This is a genomic window from Aequorivita capsosiphonis DSM 23843 (assembly GCF_000429125.1).
GTDB lineage: Bacteria > Bacteroidota > Bacteroidia > Flavobacteriales > Flavobacteriaceae > Aequorivita > Aequorivita capsosiphonis.
The window spans coordinates 31,547-51,470 of sequence record NZ_KE386851.1; the positions used below are offsets into that span (position 1 = coordinate 31,547).

Annotated in this window: 15 protein-coding genes and 1 other RNA gene; 8 read left to right on the forward strand and 8 right to left on the reverse strand. The window is 36.6% G+C overall.

All coding sequences use genetic code 11. From position 1 onward, the window contains the following. Positions 1 to 57 precede the first annotated feature (57 nt). Positions 58 to 456: a transfer-messenger RNA gene (gene ssrA, locus G440_RS21090) on the reverse strand. Positions 457 to 662: 206 nt separating this feature from the next. On the opposite strand from ssrA, the gene G440_RS0118845 reads away from it, so the two are divergent. Continuing rightward, entirely contained in the window at positions 663 to 1,874 is a 1,212-nt protein-coding gene (locus tag G440_RS0118845; RefSeq protein ID WP_034260045.1) for an NAD(P)-dependent oxidoreductase, read from the forward strand. 27 nt (positions 1,875 to 1,901) lie between these two features. Continuing rightward, on the forward strand, positions 1,902 to 2,708 hold the full coding sequence (locus tag G440_RS0118850) for an SDR family NAD(P)-dependent oxidoreductase (RefSeq protein ID WP_034260026.1): 807 nt from the start codon (positions 1,902 to 1,904) through the stop codon (positions 2,706 to 2,708). 15 nt (positions 2,709 to 2,723) lie between these two features. On the opposite strand, the gene G440_RS0118855 is transcribed toward G440_RS0118850, so the two are convergent. The 7 genes from G440_RS0118855 to G440_RS0118890 all read right to left on the reverse strand — a co-directional run bounded on the left by G440_RS0118855 (position 2,724) and on the right by G440_RS0118890 (position 12,019). Next, positions 2,724 to 4,691: a DUF3857 domain-containing protein gene (locus G440_RS0118855; RefSeq protein ID WP_026452715.1), complete on the reverse strand. Its 1,968-nt coding sequence runs from the start codon at positions 4,689 to 4,691 to the stop codon at positions 2,724 to 2,726. A 1-nt stretch (position 4,692) separates the two neighbouring features. Continuing rightward, positions 4,693 to 6,663, reverse strand: coding sequence for a transglutaminase family protein (locus tag G440_RS0118860; RefSeq protein ID WP_026452716.1), 1,971 nt, complete (start codon positions 6,661 to 6,663; stop codon positions 4,693 to 4,695). An 833-nt stretch (positions 6,664 to 7,496) separates the two neighbouring features. Then, positions 7,497 to 8,315, reverse strand: coding sequence for a 3-deoxy-8-phosphooctulonate synthase (gene kdsA, locus G440_RS0118870; protein WP_026452717.1), 819 nt, complete (start codon positions 8,313 to 8,315; stop codon positions 7,497 to 7,499). A gap of 121 nt (positions 8,316 to 8,436) precedes the next feature. Further along, complete coding sequence (locus G440_RS0118875) at positions 8,437 to 8,634, reverse strand: type II toxin-antitoxin system RelE/ParE family toxin (RefSeq protein WP_026452718.1); 198 nt, start codon at positions 8,632 to 8,634, stop codon at positions 8,437 to 8,439. Next, entirely contained in the window at positions 8,634 to 9,011 is a 378-nt protein-coding gene (locus tag G440_RS0118880) for a hypothetical protein (protein ID WP_026452719.1), read from the reverse strand. Before G440_RS0118880 ends, G440_RS0118875 begins: the two co-directional genes overlap by 1 nt. Before the next feature lie 91 nt (positions 9,012 to 9,102). Further along, the gene (locus tag G440_RS0118885; protein WP_026452720.1) at positions 9,103 to 10,491 is read right to left on the reverse strand and encodes a T9SS type A sorting domain-containing protein; all 1,389 of its coding nucleotides are present in this window, start codon (positions 10,489 to 10,491) and stop codon (positions 9,103 to 9,105) included. Positions 10,492 to 10,621: 130 nt separating this feature from the next. Then, the gene (locus tag G440_RS0118890; protein WP_084426926.1) at positions 10,622 to 12,019 is read right to left on the reverse strand and encodes a T9SS type A sorting domain-containing protein; all 1,398 of its coding nucleotides are present in this window, start codon (positions 12,017 to 12,019) and stop codon (positions 10,622 to 10,624) included. 136 nt (positions 12,020 to 12,155) lie between these two features. Here G440_RS0118890 and typA point away from each other — a divergent pair, with 136 nt between their 5' ends. From typA to G440_RS0118920, 6 genes are all read left to right on the forward strand, one after another. Next, a complete protein-coding gene (typA, locus tag G440_RS0118895; protein ID WP_026452722.1) occupies positions 12,156 to 13,949 on the forward strand; it encodes a translational GTPase TypA in 1,794 nt (597 codons plus the stop codon). Positions 13,950 to 14,396: 447 nt separating this feature from the next. Beyond that, the gene (locus tag G440_RS0118900; protein WP_026452723.1) at positions 14,397 to 14,600 is read left to right on the forward strand and encodes a hypothetical protein; all 204 of its coding nucleotides are present in this window, start codon (positions 14,397 to 14,399) and stop codon (positions 14,598 to 14,600) included. Continuing rightward, a complete protein-coding gene (locus tag G440_RS0118905) occupies positions 14,584 to 15,984 on the forward strand; it encodes a hypothetical protein (RefSeq protein WP_026452724.1) in 1,401 nt (466 codons plus the stop codon). The genes G440_RS0118900 and G440_RS0118905 overlap by 17 nt, the downstream gene beginning before the upstream one ends. A gap of 253 nt (positions 15,985 to 16,237) precedes the next feature. Then, the gene (locus tag G440_RS0118910) at positions 16,238 to 17,689 is read left to right on the forward strand and encodes a sulfatase-like hydrolase/transferase (RefSeq protein ID WP_026452725.1); all 1,452 of its coding nucleotides are present in this window, start codon (positions 16,238 to 16,240) and stop codon (positions 17,687 to 17,689) included. A gap of 17 nt (positions 17,690 to 17,706) precedes the next feature. Beyond that, positions 17,707 to 18,684 (forward strand): GNAT family N-acetyltransferase, encoded by a 978-nt coding sequence (locus G440_RS0118915; RefSeq protein ID WP_026452726.1) that lies wholly within the window; start codon positions 17,707 to 17,709, stop codon positions 18,682 to 18,684. Continuing rightward, the gene (locus G440_RS0118920; protein WP_026452727.1) at positions 18,681 to 19,781 is read left to right on the forward strand and encodes a DegT/DnrJ/EryC1/StrS family aminotransferase; all 1,101 of its coding nucleotides are present in this window, start codon (positions 18,681 to 18,683) and stop codon (positions 19,779 to 19,781) included. Before G440_RS0118915 ends, G440_RS0118920 begins: the two co-directional genes overlap by 4 nt. The last annotated feature ends 143 nt before the right edge of the window (positions 19,782 to 19,924 follow it).

The following is a 19,924-nucleotide window of genomic DNA, read 5'->3' on the forward strand; positions in this document are numbered from 1 at the left end:
CTAAAAATTAAAAAGCTCGCCGTCGCTCCGTAGAAAAAACGGAGCTATGGCGAGCGAAGGTGGAGCCGGGGAGATTCGAACTCCCGTCCAAACGCGCAACTATAAGGCTTTCTACATGCTTAGTTTTCATTTAGATTTTCGTGAGATTGCCGGTCGAAAACTACCAACGCACTCCTTATCTTTACTTGAGCTTCACGATGCCATCAAAGCACTAACATCGCTAGGTTTACTTTTACGAAGCCACTGGATCAACCGCCGCAAACCAAGGCCGTTGAGTGACTTCCTGCTTACCCACCTTGTGGGCCGAGGCACATCCTACTATGATTCAGATTATGCAGCTAGGGCGTAGTTATTCTCGCCGTTTAAAAAGTGTGAAATATGATATTTACGAGCTATATCCCAGCGCTCGGCATGCTTACAATACAATTAGACCCGCTGTCAAAACCAGTCGGCCCCTTCTTATTAGTAATCAGTGTTCAGTACGCAGTAGCCAGTGGCAGTATGCAGTATCGACTGAGATTCAGACCTAACAGGTTTTTGAAACCTGTTAGGTCTCCATTTCCCCTTTAGGGGTTAGGGGTGCAAAGATACATGAAAAACACTTACCTTTGCCGTCCTATTAATTCCAATATTCATTGGAACAAAAAACATACCATATGTCTATAACCTTTGCCATCATAAAAGAACGTAAAAATCCGCCAGATCGTCGCGTGGTTTTTTCACCAGAAAAGTGTCAAGAAGTCATAAAGAAATTTCCCGATGCCAGGATTATCGTGGAAGCTTCAGATATTCGTGTTTTTTCTGATGAAGCCTATCGCGATGCCGGTTTTGAAGTTTTGGAAGATGTGTCGGCAGCCGATGTTATGTTGGGGGTAAAGGAGGTGCCGGTAACAGCTTTAATTCCGAATAAAAAATATTTCTACTTTAGTCATACCATTAAAAAGCAGCCTTACAATCGGAACCTGTTGAAAGCCATGCTCAATAAAAACATTGAAATGTTTGACCACGAAACTATCGTGAATAAAACCAACCGCCGCTTGATTGGTTTTGGATATTACGCAGGTTTGGTTGGCGCATATAATGGCTTTAGAGCCCTAGGGTTGCGGGATAACTTGTTCAATCTTCCAAAAGTGGAGACATTACCAGATCTTGACGCCGTTAAAGCTGAATTGGATAAGATTTCAATTCCCAACATTAAGATTATTCTTTCGGGAACTGGTAAGGTTACAAGGGGAGCAAAGGAGATTATAGATCATTTAAAAATACGGGAGGTCACGGATGCTAAATATCTTTCCAAAGAATTTAACGAGCCTGTTTATTGCTTAATAGACGTTTCCGAATACAACAAACGAAAAGACGGGGGTGCCTTTAATAAAAAGGAATTCTATAAGGATCCTTCTGGTTATGAAAGTGACTTTATGAAATATGCCAAAGTGAGTGATGTGTTTTTTACGGGTCATTTTTACGGTAATGATGCCCCATATCTTTTCACGAGAGAAGACGCGAAAAGTCCTGAATTTAAAATAAACTTGGTCGCGGATATTTCTTGCGATGTTGATGGCCCTGTGGCATGTACGCTACGCGCATCTACAATTGCCGACCCTTTTTATGGATACGACCCAAAATCTGAAAGTGAAACCAAGTTTGACGCTCCTGGAGCAATTACAGTTATGGCGGTGGATAACCTGCCTTGTGAATTGCCCAAAGATGCCAGTGAAGGATTTGGTGAAATGTTCTTGGAAAACGTTATTCCCGCATTTTTTAATGACGATAAAAACGGAATTCTAAAACGCGCCCAAATCACTTCCGCAGAAGGAAAATTGACATCTAGGTTTGCATATTTACAGGATTATGTAGAAATTGCGGAGGCGTAGATTAACATTTCATTAACAATAAATATCTTGAAAGCTATTGAAAAGAAGGAGAAAACTGGATTAGTTACTGGTGCCGCATCAGGACTGGGGTTTGAGTTGGCCAAGCTTTTGGCCGAGGATGGATTTGACCTGATCTTAGCAGACGTTGATGCCGAAAAACTGCAAATAGCTAAAAACAAAATAGCTGCTGAGTATTCTTGTGAAATACAGCTAATAGTTAAAGATTTAAGTAGGAGTAATGTGGCTGAGCAAATATTCCAAGCTATTGAAGATAGACCTGTTGACGTGTTAATAAACAATGCTGGTTTTGGGATTTTCGGAAGTTTTAATGACACCGAATGGCAACGGGAGATGGATATGCTAAATCTGCACGTAATGACCACTACCCATTTAACCAAATTGGTTTTAAAGGGAATGGTGGCTCGTGGTAGTGGAAAAATTCTAAATATGTCTTCGCTTGCGGCTTTTCAGCCAGGACCTTTAATGTCCTTATATTACGCTTCCAAAGCTTATATTCTTTCTTTTTCTGAAGCAATCGCTAATGAGCTTAAAGGTACTGGTGTAACGGTTACTTGTCTTTGCCCGGGACAGACCAATACTTGCTTTCAAGAGGTAGTTTCTAACGGAACCTCATCTTCCGATAATAAAATTAGTTTTAATGTAGCCTGTCCGAAAAAAGTTGCAAAATACGGCTATGACGCTATGCAGAAAGGAAAAGTAGTGGCTATTCCTGGAAACATTAATAAGTTTCTTTCCAAGTTGCCACGTTTTGTCTCCAGAAGTACCGCCACGGCTGTAATAAGAAAGATTCAAGAGAGAAATCGCGAAAGCTAACAACTACCTACACATTTATATTCTTTTTAGTTCAATGGGCTCTTCCGATTGAATTTTGACTAGTTCAGCGAAAAATTCTTGTAAGGATTTATGGGCTTCTGTAGGAAAGCTATGGCTGTTCAATTTCACACTGAGTCTGATGTTCACCTTACTTCCTGAAATATCATAGATTACCGATAGCTCGCCATCATTTTCTGGAAGTTTTAAGATTTTATTACTAGGAACGTTTACGATTTCATACTGATCTTTCAAATCAAGAGAAACCAAATAGTTGTTAAGCACAGGGAATCCAAAATTTATAGGATAAAGTCTTTCTTCCTTGAGAAAAGGGTTTTCAGAAAAATAGGTTTCCATTAAAAATGGATAGAGAAAAAGCTTGTTGCCAACGGGTTGTTCGTGCAAAGAAATCTTATAGACTTCCTTGTAAGGTTGCTCCAAATCCTTTTCGTTTTCCACTACAAGGTTTGAAACTTCTAGAGCTTCATTTCTACTCTGTTTCCGTTTTAAGATTTCATCTTTTCTAAAATCGTTGTTTTCTTTTCTTTTTTTAACCGAGATATAGCCTGTGGAAACCTCATTTACTTTTCCAGAAAATACTCCGGATTCATCTGCAGATAGTTGCATGTTTACATAATGCATGTTTTTGGCAATGGGTGTGATTGGCTCCCAATAGCTTCCTTTTTTAAAATCCATTACACGTCCTTCCATATTCAAATCGCGTAGAGGAAGGACCCCAAAAGACGTGTGTTTATCTGTGGCATCTAAAATATATTTTTCATTGTGGATATTTAAAATGACTGTGACATAATTAAAGCCCGTACGCACCGGATATTGTTTTGTAGGTTGCGCTTTGTCCCTTGTGGCGATAAGCATTATTTTAGCATCGAGCCCAACGGCTTCTAACGCGTTTATGAGCCCTAAATTAATTTCGGAGCTGTTTCCCGCTTTCTTTTCAAAGGCTTCTTTTACGCGACTCTTTTGAAGTAGCCCTGTCTCCGTATTCCATGTTATATTTTCCTGAATAAAATAGTAAACGGCTTTTGCGCGTTCCAAATTATCTGGAATAGAGGCAATTGAGTTTGGGAGTTGTTCCTTAAAGTATTTAGAATATTTTAGTTGCTGTCCGAGATCCTTGTCATACCGAAATGTATTGTCTACGTCCTTCCAAGAACTGGAGAATGATGTTCGGCTTTCATCAATTTGAACAATGTCTCGGAGTTCAAATTGCATAGAGGGAATATAATTCTTTTTGGAAAGCATATACTTTTCTTCTTTAAATGCAGGTACGTGCTTCATAGCATAGGTGGCCGATTCGCAGTCACCTGGAACCTTATAGCCGGGAAGGTGGAAACAAGAGAGTATTACTTCGGCTTTATTTACATCTAGTTTTCGTTCACCATAAAGGGTTCTGTTATAGCGGTAGTTGCCGGGAATCTCTGTGTGAAGTTCGGAATAAATTGTGGGTAGGTCATTCATAAAGGGCCAATCCCCAAAATTGAAGAAATAAGGAGTTTCAATTCGGTATGTATATTCCAGAATGCTGCCATCTTGAACATTGGCAAAGGTGAATTTTTTAATAGACCAATTGGGGCCTTCCTCTATGTCAAAGATAGCTTGGTCGCCCACATACACTTGTGACTTGCCATTGTGGGTGATTGCCTTTAAATTTTTTATGTTTTCCTGAACCTCATTTTCACGATAATATGGAATTTCAAAGGTTGCGTAATCAAAGTTCTTGGAATCGAATACTTTTATTTTCCTGTGAACCTCTTTAATAAGCCTAATGTACCCATCGGCTGCATCGACCGTATAATTTCCTCTTTCGTAAAGAACGACTCCCTTAGCCGAAGGATCTTGGGGATAATTGGTCATTGCAAACTCTTCAGGTAGTGGTTCACCAAAGGTATGTACAGTTTGAGTTTGTGAATAACAAAGATTTATTATAGCATAGCAGCTAATAAATAATAAAGTTTTTAAAGTCATCTTATATCTTTTTTAGAGTAATAGGTTCTTCTTGGAGAATCCTTATCATCGTACCGAAAAACTCCTTTAATGATTGGTAAGCATCGGTTGGGAAACGGTAGGCGTTTAACTTCATATTGAAGCGAATATTTATTTTATTGTCTTCGGAAACATAGGTTACCGAACATTCTCCATCTTCACTGGGAAGTTTAATGGTTCGGCTTTTAGGCAGTTGTTCAATTTCATAAATGTCACCCAAATCTACCGATACTAAATAAGTGTTTGTAAAAGGATAACCAAAATCCATGGGATAACTGCGTTCCTTCATTTTAAAAGGATTTTCAGAAATATAAGTTTTATTGAAGAAGGGATATAGAATCACTTTATCGCCAACCAATTCCGGTTCTATAGTAATAATATAGCTTTCCTTTAATGGTTTTTCAATTTCGTTAACTTCTTCTACTTGATAGTTTTGAATTTCAATTCCGGCTTTATCGCTTTGATTTGTCTTTATGTATTCTTGAAGCGATTCTTCGTCTATAGTATTGCGTTTTCGCAGTCCAATATATCCATAACTTGCTTGGCTCACGTCACCCTCGAAGTTTCCGTTTGTGTTTGCAGTTATCTGAGCGTTTGAGTAATGAATGTTTTGTTTAAAAGGTTCAATTGGTAACCAGTAGCTTCCTTTTTTAAAATCCATTACACGGCCTTGAATGTTTAGGGCCTGAAAAGGAATGATTCCAAAAGGAGCTTGCTTGTTGGTGGCGTCCAATAAATACGTTTTGTTTTCAATTTTCAGCACGGCGACAGTGTAGTTAAATTTGGTCATTACGGGGTAATGCTCTGTAGGTAATCCATTTTGTCTGGTGGAGAGCAACATCAATTTTGCATCCAATCCTGCTGCTTCTAATGCATTTATGAGTGAAAGATTAATTTCTGGAACGCTACCTTTTTTTAGATCGAAGGCATCTTTTACCTGCGTTTCTGAACTGTAATAACTGCCGTCCCAGGTGTAATGGTTTTGAATAAATGAATAAACTGCCTTTGCTTTTTCGAGTTTATCGGTTTTTGAAAGAATGGAGTCGGGGAGGCGTTTTTTGAAATATCCTTTTTTGTTGAGTTGTTTGCCTATCTCTCCCTTTTTTACCATTTTATCTACATCTTTCCATTTTTTTGTGAATTTTTTGGATCTACTCCATCCCATTGATGTAATAAGTTCTTCAGGTTCAAACTCTACTCGAGATATATAATTTCTAGATGAAAGCATGTAATCTTCTTCTTGAAATGCCGGTATATCCCTCATAGCGTAAAGTGTCATTGGGCATCTAAGTATTTGTGTGTTATATGTTGTTTGTAGGCAATCGTCAACTACTTCAGATTTGTTGAGATACAGAGACTGATTACCATAGAGAACATTATTGAATTGAAATGCTATAGGGATTTTAAATATAAATTCACTGTAAATCTTCGGGAGTACTCCTTGGAATTCCCAACCGTCAAAATTAAAGAGAAATGGAGATTCTACCCTGTAAGTATATTCTATAATGCTTCCATCTTTCACATTCGGAAAAACCATTCTAAAAACCTTCCCAATCTCTGGAACAGAGGTTAGAAACACAGCGTCAGAATTAATCTTATTTTTAGTTTTACCGTTATAGATCCAGGCGTTATAGCGTTTCACTTTTTCGCTTTCTTCTTCGGTATAAAACAATGGGATATCTATGCTTCCGAATTTGAAACGGCTTGCGTCGAACACTTTTATTTTTCTATAAACATCCTTAATTAGTTTAATATTGTCTCCTACTGCATCAAAATAATAATAGCCTTGTTCATTTAAAACAACTGCAGCGGCCGTCGAGTCTTTTTCGTAAACCTTTAATGAAAAATCTCTTTCTGAGGGTTTGCCAAACTCAGCCTTTTCACGTTCCTGTGAAAAACTGATAGTTGCAATGCAAAAAATGATTGTAAGAAGAAAAATTTGTCGGTAAAACATTAAGACTGTTATTATAGTATGCAAAATAGGATAAATAATTAAAAATATAAAATGATTAGGCCTTCATACAGTGATAATGGAGTTTTTTAAAGCACCGACGAGTGATTGCTAATAGCAATTGCGATAATGGGATTTGAAATGCTGGTTTGATAGTATTGAAAAAACTTTAAACTCTGAAAGAGAATGGAAAACAAGGAAAAACCCTTTTTAAAAATGGGGGATTTCCCTCTTGTCTGGCATCTATTTATATAACATCTTTGTAGTGCTACGAATTAATTGGGGAGTTAATAACTAGTAATTGATAAAAAGGTTGTTCGTAAAAAAGGACAACCTTTTTTATTTGCCTTAACTGCTCCATAAATAGTGCTGAATCAGAAAAAAGGGGGGAATCCCCCACGAGAAACAGGCTTTTTCCTCTTGTAAGGTTTTTGATTTATTTGCATCTTTACAATAGCAAATTAATTGGGGAGTTAATGAGCAATATAAGATAAAAGCTGTTTCGACTTGAAACAGCTTTTTGTTTTTTAAAATACTGATAAACAGGGAAAACCCTATTGATGATTGGGGTGTTTTCCTCTTGTTCTGCTTGCATTTTTATCCGATATTTACAGTTCTTATTCGATTGGGAGTTTTATATGGATTGAAAAAAAAAATGCTATTCTCTAAAGATGGATAGCCATTTTTACCCAAGAACTAAAAAAGCTCTTAATTTTTATAAAGTTTTGTTTTTAGCCAAAAGCGCCCTGCCATCAACCAATGGCAGGGCGCTTTATTTTTTAATGAATCTTTGGGGTTATAAGTTATATGGTTTATTGGGCCATTTGTAGAAAGTATTACAAATGATTAATCGTTTTCCGAATAGCCACAAGATCTGTCAATAGTTTTTCGAGAAGGTTTAAATTCAGCATATTGGCGCCGTCGCTCTTGGCATTTGCTGGGTCGAAATGGGTTTCAATAAAAATTCCATCGGCGCCGGTTGCAATTCCAGCTCTTGCAATGGTAGAAATCATTTCTGGCCTTCCGCCAGTAACTCCAGCACTTTGGTTGGGTTGCTGCAAGCTGTGGGTCACGTCCAACACCACAGGCGCATATTGTTTCATTGTTGGAATTCCTCTAAAATCCACAATCATATCTTGATAGCCAAACATGGTTCCGCGATCTGTAATTACTACTTGTTGGTTGTTGCAGTCAGTAACCTTGGTAACGGCGTGCTTCATGCTTTCCGGACTCATAAACTGTCCTTTCTTCAAATTAACTACTTTACCCGTATTTGCAGCAGCAACTACTAAATCGGTTTGGCGAACCAAGAATGCGGGTATTTGCAATACATCTACATATTCAGCAGCCATGGCAGCATCACTCACTTCGTGAATATCGGTAACGGTGGGAACATCAAAAGTTTCAGAAACTTTACGGAGAATTTTCAATGCTTTTTCATCACCGATTCCGGTGAAACTATCAATTCGGCTTCGGTTTGCTTTTTTAAAACTTCCTTTAAAGATAAAAGGGATTTCTAGTTTATCGGTAATTTTTAAAATTTTCTCAGCAATCTGCATCGCCATTTCTTCGCTTTCAATGGCGCAAGGGCCTGCGAGAAGGAAAAAATTATTGGAGTCCGTGTGTTTTATTTTTGGGATTAAGTTTAGTTGCATTTTCTAGTAAAGTCTAAAGGTTTGTGAGTATTGTTTTAAATGTATTAGGGTCTTTTTGGTTGTTCCAGAATAAGAGGAGTTCTATAGTGTTCTCGCTTAATAATTGATAGTAAAGAGTGGTTTATTTGGAAATAACATAAAAATATGTGGATGGCAAATATGTACTTCTACCTTGAACTGTGCCTGTTTTGAGTAATTCGATAAATTCAAAAACTAGAATTGAAAAATTTTTGACTTCTTCTAAATTCCATTTTCTTAAAATAAAGAGAGTCTCATCTTCATAAGATTGCAACGCCAAGTCTGTCCAATCTACTTTCATTATAATTGAAAACCATATTTATCGTTAATCAATTTCTTAACTTCATTATTGGATCTAGTTTGGCCATTTTTTGCCTGTTTTTGGGCAATTGCTAACAAGTCTTTTATTGCTTGAGGTGGATTTGCTGCGTCTTTTTTTCTTAATTCATATTTAGCTCTAATTTCTCTCATAACCTCTTCGTGAGGAATAACTTCGCCACGTTCTGCCTGTTCGATTGATTTTTGCAAAGCTTCCTTTAAGGCTGGCGACGCATTTTTATCCCAATTATCAACTTCATTCTCTTCATTATTAAATAGATTTAATATTTCAAGAAGTACATCATCATTTGCGTTATCAATTTTTTTCTTTAAGGCTTCTTTTAATTCACGGGTTTCCATAATTCATGATTTTCTCGACTTCAAAGATAAGGATTAATGAAATAAACAATAGATTGGAAGTAATCCGTTTCACAATCTATTCTTGAGGAATTTATTCTTTCACAATTTTAAACACTTTGGAATTATCATTTTCACCTTCTATCTTCAAAAAATAAATTCCAGATTCAGCTCCAGAAAAATCAATTTGGTTGTTTTCTGAAGTTGTTTCTACCAATTGGCCCAACATATTAAATATTGAAATTCTTAAAATAGGTTGTTTTGATTTTATAGAAAGAAGTCCGTTAGTTGGGTTGGGGTAAATAACGTATTGGGAAGTTTTATTTTCAGAAATACCCAAGATGTTGTTTTTGTACCAAGCGAGTTTATTATCACTGAAAGAAGCAGACATTATATCGAGCCACCCATCGCCATCAATATCTGCGGCTTTTGCATCTCTAGGTAAATTAACTTCTGTGGTAATTGTTTTAGGCATTGAGAATGTACCTAGACCATCTTCGTTTTCTTTAAAAGAAACCTTGTTTGTATTTGGTTTCCATAATAACATGTCATTGTCGTTATCATTGTCAAGGTCATAAAAAAGGTATTGATCATTAGTATCCATTATAAATTGAAGATCGCCAAAGTTTCCTTGATTATCCAAATTTTCAAGCCAATCTGTACGTGGATTCGAAATATCATCTACAGAGGTCATCACAATATCCATTTTCCCATCTGTATTTATATCTACATATTGAAATTCAAAAATGTTCGTTCCGCCAGACTGAACCCAGTCAAATTGATAAATAATCTGCATTGGGCCAAATGTTGCATCACCCATATATTTATACCAGAAAATCTTGCCTTCATAGTAAACTTCATCAATCGCCAAAATATCTAATAAGCCATCGTTATCAATATCTACCATCTTTATCTTTGAGAAAATACTGTTATTTTGAAGTAGCATTTTTTCTTCACCAAATGTGCCGAGACCGTCCATGTTTTCATACCAAACAATCCAGCCAGAGGATGTATCGCTGATTGCAGCTACCAAATCTATATCGCCATCATTATCCATATCTATTGGAGTAACTGTTTTAATATAATTCTGTTGTATTAATATTTGTTGTGGCCCAAAAGTGCCAGACCCATCAAGATTTTCCAGCCAAGAAGCCTTTCTGGGATTATTTTCGAGCAACAAAATGTCTTGATCACCATCAGTATCTATATCAACAAATTGAACAGATAAAAAATAAGCGCCAACTCCATCAAATATAAATTCATCGCCAAAACCCCCTAAACCATCAAGATTTCGGTACCAGCTTAATTTGTAGGTTTCACCAGAAGCAGTTAAAACATCAATAAACCCATCGTTGTCAATATCAAAAGGAATTGATAGATAAGGTTTTTCTGTAGTTGTAGAAATAATTTGTTGTGCTCCAAACTGCGCCATTGCAGAAACTGCGTATAATATTGAGAACGTGAATAGTAGTTTTGTTTTCATGTTTGAAAAAGTTTCTAGAAATAAATCAGTTTTTTCATTTTATGGGCTGATTTTGGTCATTAGACGCCTTCAAAATTATTGATTAAAGAGATAAACATTGAAGGCAATAAAGCTTAGGATTTAATGAAAACTACTCTCTCAAAACTCTAAATGTCTGGGAATTTCCATTGGCATCTTCGATTTTCAAAAAGTAAACTCCAGTTTGTGCTTTTGAAATATCAACTTGCCGCTTATCAAAAGATGTTTTAACCAATTGCCCCAACATATTATAAACTAAAACTTGAGTTATGGGTTGTTTCGATTTCACATTAAGAATACCGTTAGTTGGGTTCGGGAAAATCTGGAAATTTGAAATTTCATTTTCTGAAATGTCCAAGGTGATGTTTTTGTACCAAGCAATTTTAAAATCATAGAATGAAGAACTTACTAAATCAAGTTTCCCATCCAAGTTAATATCACAAGTAAATACGCCTGTTGTAGATTGAATTTCATTTGTTATTAAGTTAGGGGAACCAAAATCGCCTAAACCGTTCTCATTTAGTAAATAAAATATTTCTGAAGTTGCTCCACTATTTATGAACGAGCTAGAAATTAGATCCAAATCGCCATCATTATCTATATCTGAAGCATTAATAACATTAGGTCGGGGAATATTTTCTGCAATTATTATCATATCGCTAAAATCTCCATTGCCATCCATATTTTCGAACCAAACTATTCTATTATCCGCCTCTAAAACTGCAACAATATCAATATCATTGTCCCCATCCACATCGGCACCAATTACCGCGCCCCTAGAATAATTAGAAATATTTGTAGAAATAAAGATAGCATTGCTAAAGGTTCCTGTGCCATTAATGTTTTTAAACCAAGCAATATTACCTTCCGAATATGACTGAGAAACTATATCCAAATGACCATCGCCATCAAAATCAGCAATATAACTCGATAGAGGCCATGCAAGCTGAGTTGAAACTACCTGTTGTTGTGTTCCAAAATCACCCAATCCATCTAAATTTTCATACCACGCTATTTTGTCTCTTGAAGTGGATAAAACGTCTAAATCACCATCCCCATCAAAATCCGCAGTTTTCGCATCAGTTGGTCCATAAGCAGATAACGTAATTATCCTTAGTGGTCCAAAATTGCCTAATCCATCTAAATTTTCATTCCAAAGTACCCGGTTTTCTTGATTTTGTTGAGGTGAAACATCTTTAAAAGTGGATAATACATCTAGATCACCATCCCCATCGATATCTGATGCAGATACAGAATTGGATTCTTCTTCTGTAATTTGTACAATTAAATTCTTGATACCAAATAAACCCATACCGTCAAGATTTTCATGCCACCAAACCCCATCATGAGATGAATATAAAATATCAAAGTCTCCATCTCCATCTAAATCCGCCGAAATAACATTTGTAGGATAAATAGCATCAATAGAAATAACCTGTTGATTTCCAAATTGTGCAAAAACTGAAACAGCCCAAAAAATTGAGAGCATAAATAGGAGTCTTGTTTTCATATGGTAAGATTTAAAGTAAATATACCAAATTTAGATTTTTTGCCCTGATATTTAATGTCAAAATAAAATCCCAATTTTTATTTCTAATCCACTTAGAAACACTACTTTTGCACCCTCCAAAAAAAGGAGTAGCTTTATGAATATCAAAAACATCGCAATTATCGCACACGTTGACCACGGTAAAACCACTCTGGTTGATAAAATTATGCACCACTGTAGTCTGTTTCGTGAAAATGAACAGTCTGGTGACCTTATACTTGATAACAACGACCTAGAACGTGAAAGGGGAATTACAATTACCTCTAAAAACGTTTCGGTTATGTATAAAGGAACAAAAATAAATATTATCGATACTCCTGGTCACGCCGATTTTGGTGGTGAAGTAGAGCGTGTATTGAATATGGCCGATGGCGTTTTGTTGTTGGTAGATGCTTTTGAAGGCCCAATGCCACAAACGCGTTTTGTGCTTCAGAAAGCAATCGATCTTGGTTTAAAGCCTTGTGTTGTTATAAATAAAGTGGATAAGGAAAACTGTACTCCAGAAGAAGTACACGAATCTGTTTTTGATTTGATGTTTGAATTGGGTGCTGAGGAATGGCAACTTGATTTTCCGGCCGTTTACGGTTCTGCAAAACAGGGTTGGATGAGCGACGATTGGAAAAAACCAACGGATACTCTTGAGCCATTGCTAGATATGGTTTTAGAGCATATACCTTCTCCAAAAGTGGAAGAAGGAAGTCTTCAAATGCTAATAACTTCCCTAGACTTTTCATCTTTTACAGGTAGAATCGCTATCGGTCGTTTGCAAAGAGGTGTTTTAAAAGAAGGACTTCAGATTGCATTGGTGAAAAGAGATGGCTCCATTGTAAAATCGAAAATTAAAGAACTTCATATCTTTGAAGGTCTGGGTCGTAAAAAAGTTACGGAAGTACAGCCAGGTGATATTTGTGCCTTGGTAGGTCTTGAAGGCTTCGAAATTGGAGACACCGTTGCCGATGTAGAAAATCCAGAAGCATTAAAAACAATATCTATTGATGAGCCTACCATGAGTATGCTCTTCACTATAAACGATTCCCCTTTCTTCGGAAAAGACGGAAAGTTTGTTACTTCACGACATATTAAGGAGCGCCTTGAAAAAGAACTGGAGAAAAACCTTGCGTTGCGTATGCAACCAACGGACAGCGCCGATAAATTTATGGTGTTTGGTCGGGGGGTTTTGCACCTTTCGGTTTTAATTGAAACTATGCGCCGCGAAGGTTATGAACTACAAATTGGACAGCCACAGGTAATCATCAAGGAGATTGATGGTGTGAAATGTGAGCCAGTTGAAGAAATGACCATCGATTTACCTGAAACAGTGAGTGGAACTGCCATTAATATGGTGACCATCCGTAAAGGTGAAATGTTGAGTATGGAAGGAAAAGGGGAACGAATGGTTTGTAAATTCACTATTCCATCTCGTGGAATAATTGGTTTACGTAATCAATTGCTTACCGCAACAGCGGGTGAAGCTATAATGACACACCGTTTTCTTGAATATCAGCCGTTAAAAGGCGGAATTCCTGAAAGACAGAATGGAAGTTTGGTCTCTATGGAAACTGGAAGCGCAATTCCTTATTCTATCGATAAGTTGCAAGATCGTGGTCGCTTTTTCGTTGATCCAGGTGAAGATATTTACGAAGGACAAGTTATTGGTGAAAACACCCGTCACGATGATATGACAGTGAACATCACCAAAACCAAAAAAATGTCGAACGTACGCTCGTCAGGAGCTGACGATAAGGCCAAGATTATTCCTGCAGTTAAATTTTCTTTGGAAGAAGCTTTGGAATACATCCAAAAAGATGAATATGTTGAGGTTACTCCACATCACCTTAGACTTCGAAAAGTATATTTAAAGGAAACAGACCGTAAGCGAAATAAGATTTAGGTATAGTTTCTAGACTTGAGATATTAGACGTGAGACTTGAGAGGAGCTCGAAGTGAAGAGCTTGAATATTAGTCTTACGTCTATTATCTTTATAAAAATCTAATTATCGGTCAGTTAAATATTTAGCTAAACCGTTTTGCGTAATGTGCAAAGTCCATTCGAAACAGACTGAAAGTCTGTTGCACCTGCCTGACGGCAGTCAGGTTAGTGAGTTTAAAGCCATACTGATTGGGCAACTGTTTTCGGCAATGAAATAATTTGTGTGAATTAGTGATATTCGTGGCAGTACTTTGAGTCCAAGTTAGATAAAGTTCGTGGTCTTCGGTGGATACGAATGAAGGACTTAAGTAATCATTAAAAAGATAATTGGGCTTTAACTCAATAAATTCGGCGTTTTTTAGTTAATTTGTCATCGCCTAAGGGCAAACGCAGTATAAAATAATAGGTATGAATTTTCTTTATTTCGATCCAGGCGTAGGGGCAATGATAGTACAGGCTGCAGTTGCGGTTGGTGCAGGTGTTTTGCTTTTTTCAAAAGGGGTAATGTATAAGGTGAAATCTTTTTTCGGATTTAATAAAGAAGAGGAGGATACTTACGATTCAATTGACGTTGAAGAGAAAGACACCGATAAAGATGACAAACAAAACTGAAGCGCATCAAGCTTCCTTCCGTGACCCTTCCGGTCATATTTTTTATGATGGAAATACCCTTCGCAGGGCCATCAACCCTATTTACTTTCCACAGTACAACAAGCTGAAAGATAGCGGGTTTTTTAAAAATCTGATTTCTAATGGCCTTTTGATTCCGCATGAGGAAACTTCAAATTCTTCTGAAGAAATCATTATCACTCCAGAAGTAATCCCATTTATTACAAATCCGTATGAATGGAGTTTTGAACAGTATAAACACGCTGCCCTCCACACCTTGAAAATCCAGAAATACGCGCTTTCAAAAGGTTTTATTTTGAAGGATGCCTCTGCCTATAACGTTACTTTTCACAAGGGAAAACCTGTTTTTATAGATACACTTTCTTTCGATTTTTATGAGGAAGGAACTCCTTGGCGTGCCTATAAGCAATTTATCAACCATTTTTTTGGGCCTTTGGTACTCGCAAAATATCACGGCACGGAAATTTTCAAAATGATGCAGACGCATATTGATGGAATTCCAGTGAAACTGATAGCTTCCTTGCTGCCATCGCGAACCAAATTGAGTTCAGTGGTATATCCAAATATTCATTTGCTTGCTAAAATGGAGAGCAAGCACAGTGAAGATTATAAAGCGGAAACAAAGATTACCACGCTTTCAAAAAAAGCACAGGAGAATATTCTGGAAAGTCTTTTTGATTATATAAAAAATCTAAAGCTTAAGGAAAGTAGTGAATGGGGCGATTATTATACCAAAACCAATTATGACGAAGCAGCTTTTGAAGCCAAAAAGGAGCTGATAAAACAGTGGATAAAACCTCTGGCTCCGCAGAAACTCATTGACGTTGGTGGCAACGATGGTACTTTTGCACGTACCGTTATAGACAGCGTTCCTGATATATTGGTAACCGATATTGATAGCAATGCCGTAGATTTCAACTACAAACAACTTCAAGAGAATAAAGAAACCAATATGTTGCCATTTGTGTGTGATGTATTGCAACCCGCTCCCGGGATAGGCTTTAACAACACCGAAAGAAACTCGTTGCTAGAGCGTTTGGCAGACTATGCGCCCGATGTTACCATGGCCTTGGCCTTGATCCATCATATCACACTTTCTGGAAATGTTCCTTTTGAAAAGTCAGCTGAATTCTTCGCATCATTTTCAAAAGTTCTTATCATAGAATTTCCAAAACGTGAGGATTCTTGGGCTGAATCGCTATTGGTTCGAAAGCGTGAATTCATTAAGCATTTCGACTTTTACAACGAAACCGAATTTGAAAAGGGATACTTACAATATTTTACTATTGAGAAGAAAGAGACGGTAAAAGGCACCAAACGTCTGTTATATTTGTTGAAAAACAAAAAGTCTGCTAATCAAAATTAATATTTTTTTAGATTTTTTTTTCCAGATGTCTTCCGAAACAGCACTTTAAATAAGAGAATTAGCAAAATAAGTATTCTAATAGAAGTTGGAAATCCTATATTCTAACTCTTAAAATGCCTGTTGTTTTTGCTCTATTAGCTTCCATATTAAGTTTCTATAAAATCTTCAAATCCCGGAATTATTTATGCTACTTTTGAGGCTTGATGCTATTGGAGATGGCATATTTAAAAAAGTGTAATTTATTAAAATATCCATGAGTCATTTCTTCAAAAAATACTTTCAAGAAAGTTCTAATCCGTTGCTCACGGGGTTGATTTGTGGGTTTTATCCATTGGTATTTTATTTTTCAAATAATTTTTCGGCAATCAATTCTTGGGAGCATTTAGGCTTTTTTCTATTGTTTTTTATAGGAATACCGCTTGTTGTTTTTACATTGGCTTCCCTGTGTTTTAAGTATTCTGAAATCTTGTCGAAATACAAACCCCATATTCTTTTTGTACTGATAATTATGACTGTGGCAACGCTTATGTCGCAGGCTATGTATCTTACAATTAAAAAGAAACTGCTTTTGGGATTGCTAATTATTTCAGTTCTGGCAGCTTGGAAATTACACGCTCACTTTAAAAAACTACTCGTTATAATTCTATTGATGAGTATTCTCCCTACGCTAGATTGTATCGTAAAGATCATAGAGCACGAGCAGAAAATGGAATGGGCCCAATTACCTGACGCCATTGAAAATGTGAAATTCAAAGAAACTCCGAACATCTATTTAATCCAGCCAGATGGTTATGTGGGAAAAGATATGATGGAAAGCGATTTGTATCATTTCAATAATCCATTTTACGATTGGTTGGAAAAAAATAATTTTAAGGTTTACGAGAACTTCCGAAGTAATTATCCAGCAAGTCTAACCTCCAATTCTTCCATGTTCGCGATGAAACAACATCGTTTTGGAAAAGTGCTTTTCCCATCCATTGATATGCCCAATGCACGCGATATAATTGCTGGCGACAATGCTGCAATCCAAATTTTAAGAAATAATGGTTATAAAAATTTCTTTATCGTTCAGGATGAATACTTTCAGCAAAATCGTCCAAAATCCACTTACGATTATTACAATTTGAATCTTGATGAAATTCCTTATTTTAGTAATGATAACAATGTAAAAAAGGTAGTCTTTGACGATTTAAAAGCCGCGATGGATACATCGAAAATTTCAGGTCCGAGATTCTATTTTGTCGAAAAACTATTGCCCCATCATATACACTTCTCCGCTTCCAAAGAAGAGGAAAGAGATACCTATATTGAAAAAATTAAAGAGGTGAATACTTGGTTGGAAACCACCGTAAACTATATTTCTGAAAAAGATCCAGATGCCATTGTCATTATTTTAGCAGATCACGGCGGTTGGGTTGGTCTGGGGAGCTATGGCGAAATGTTTTCTACCAAAGATCCCAACCAAATACATTCTATTTATTCCACATTGGCCGCCATAAAATGGAACGGACATTTAAAGGAAGGAATGGATGATAATCTGAAAAGTAACGTGAATGTTTTTCGTATTCTCTTTAGCATTTTAAGCGAAAACCCTGAATATTTGAAATATTTAGAGGAAGATTCGAGTTATAACTTAAAGAATGGAACTTTTTATAAATCAGTACGGCCAGTGATTGACGATTCTGGAAAAGTGATTTTAAACTAAAACCGAAACCAAACGAATTGGATAACTACAAAGTAGAAAAATATCAAGCCGACCAAAAAAATTCTTGGGATTCCTTTGTAAAGGAAGCCAAGAACGCCACGTTTTTATTCCAACGCGATTTTGTGGATTATCATGCTGACAGGTTTACAGATCATTCGTTATTGGTTTATAAAAAGGAGAAGCTGATTGCCGTGCTTCCCGCGAATATTTCCGGTTCTGAATTACATTCCCATCAAGGTTTGACTTATGGCGGTTTGGTTCTTGGAAAGAAAATTACTTTTGAAGAATCGCTCGAGGTTTTTAAAAGCGTATTGGTTTTTCTGAAAAGTGAGGGAATTGGTGTTTTAAACCTGAAATTACTTCCCAAAATATACCATCGATTGCCAAGTGATGAAATGGATTATTTGCTTTTTCTTGTAAAAGCTTCCTTGGTGCGAAGGGATTTTACAAGTTGTGTTTTCAATGAAACTCCTTTGAAAATAACTTCCTCCAATCGTTTACGAGGAATTAAAAAAGGTGTGAAAAACGAATTACAGATTCGGGAAGTATCAGATTTCGATGCCTTTTGGACTGAAGTTTTAGAACCAAATTTAAAACAAGCGCACGATCAAAAGCCAGTTCATTCCTTAGAAGAAATAACTTTGCTACAAACCCAGTTTCCGAAGAATATAAAACAATTCAATGTTTATAAAGAAGATAAAATAGTTGCTGGAGCTACCATTTTTGAAACTTCCACTGTAGCACATGCGCAATATATTTCGGCAAATGAGGAAGGACGAAAAACAGGAGGATTGGACTTTTTGTTCCATCATTTGCTGCAACATTTATCGAACAAAACCTATTTTGATTTTGGTATTAGCAATGAGGCGCAGGGAATGAAGGTGAATAAAGGCCTTCTCAATTGGAAAGAAAGCTTTGGTGGGAGAAGCATTGTACACGATTTTTATGAAATAAAAACAGAGAATCATCACCTTTTAAACGAACTCTTTATATGATTCCATTTTTGGACTTAAAAGCAATAAATCAACGTTTTGAAGCAGACTTTCAACACGGTTTTCAAGGATTTTTAGACACTGGCTATTACATTTTGGGAAACCAAGTAAAGTTGTTTGAAGCTAATTTTGCACGATTCTGCGGCGCAAAACACTGCATTGGTGTGGGAAATGGTCTCGAAGCCTTACGATTGATTCTAGAGGGTTATAAAGTACTTGGAAGTTTAGAGGAAAAAGACGAAGTTTTGGTGGCTTCAAACACATACATCGCAACAATTTTGGCGATAAAGCAAGCCGGATTGAAACCGGTTTTGGTTGAAGCTAATTTTGATACTTATAACTTCGACTTCAATTCTCTTAAAGATTCTATTAGTGACAAAACAAAGGCGATTATGCCTGTGCATCTATATGGTCAACTTTCACCAATGGAGGAGATTTCGAAATTCGCTAAAGAGAATAATTTGCTTATTATTGAAGATGCCGCACAAGCTCATGGTGCAAAAAATGAAAAGGGAATGCGAGCAGGCAATCTTGGTGATGCCGCTGGGTTTAGTTTTTATCCCTCCAAAAATCTCGGTGCTTTAGGGGATGGAGGAGCGGTTACTACAAACAATGATGAATTGGCCGAGGTAATCAAAAAACTCAGAAATTACGGTACAGCTACAAAATATGTGAATGAACTTCTAGGATTCAATTCCAGACTCGATGAGTTGCAAGCGGCGTTTTTAAATATAAAATTGCCCATGCTGAATGTCGATAATGAAAGAAGAAGAGCAATTGCCAAAAAATATATTTCTGACATTAGCAATGCGAAGATTACACTTCCGAAATATGACGGAAGTGAAGATCACGTCTTCCATCTCTTTGTTGTTCGTGTTGAAAATCGAAATAAATTTATCGATTTTTTAGACAGAAACGGGATTGGCCATTTAATACATTATCCAATTCCACCACATCAACAGGAAGCGCTTTCGGAATTTTCACATTTAGCTTTTCCGAATACTGAAAAAATTCATAATGAAGTTATAAGTATTCCAATGAGTCCAATTATGACTGATGAGGAAGTTGATATGGTTATAGAGGTTTTGAATAAGTATTAGGCGGTAAAATAGTTATTATGATAGCCAATATAAATGAAGATAAATTAGAAATTAGAAATTAGAAAGTTGAAATTAGAAAGTTGAAATTAGAAAGTGGAAAGTTGAACCCTTTAGCCACAACTTGAAACATGAAACCTGCAACC

Excerpts from the sequence above, each read along its gene's own strand:
- G440_RS0118855 (WP_026452715.1), bottom strand. The coding sequence starts at position 4,691 with ATGACTTTAAAAACTTTATTATTTATTAGCTGCTATGCTATAATAAAT.
- G440_RS0118860 (WP_026452716.1), bottom strand. The coding sequence starts at position 6,663 with ATGTTTTACCGACAAATTTTTCTTCTTACAATCATTTTTTGCATTGCA.
- kdsA (WP_026452717.1), bottom strand. The coding sequence starts at position 8,315 with ATGCAACTAAACTTAATCCCAAAAATAAAACACACGGACTCCAATAAT.
- G440_RS0118875 (WP_026452718.1), bottom strand. The coding sequence starts at position 8,634 with ATGAAAGTAGATTGGACAGACTTGGCGTTGCAATCTTATGAAGATGAG.
- G440_RS0118880 (WP_026452719.1), bottom strand. The coding sequence starts at position 9,011 with ATGGAAACCCGTGAATTAAAAGAAGCCTTAAAGAAAAAAATTGATAAC.
- G440_RS0118885 (WP_026452720.1), bottom strand. The coding sequence starts at position 10,491 with ATGAAAACAAAACTACTATTCACGTTCTCAATATTATACGCAGTTTCT.
- G440_RS0118890 (WP_084426926.1), bottom strand. The coding sequence starts at position 12,019 with ATGAAAACAAGACTCCTATTTATGCTCTCAATTTTTTGGGCTGTTTCA.
- typA (WP_026452722.1), top strand. The coding sequence starts at position 12,156 with ATGAATATCAAAAACATCGCAATTATCGCACACGTTGACCACGGTAAA.
- G440_RS0118900 (WP_026452723.1), top strand. The coding sequence starts at position 14,397 with ATGAATTTTCTTTATTTCGATCCAGGCGTAGGGGCAATGATAGTACAG.
- G440_RS0118905 (WP_026452724.1), top strand. The coding sequence starts at position 14,584 with ATGACAAACAAAACTGAAGCGCATCAAGCTTCCTTCCGTGACCCTTCC.
- G440_RS0118910 (WP_026452725.1), top strand. The coding sequence starts at position 16,238 with ATGAGTCATTTCTTCAAAAAATACTTTCAAGAAAGTTCTAATCCGTTG.
- G440_RS0118920 (WP_026452727.1), top strand. The coding sequence starts at position 18,681 with ATGATTCCATTTTTGGACTTAAAAGCAATAAATCAACGTTTTGAAGCA.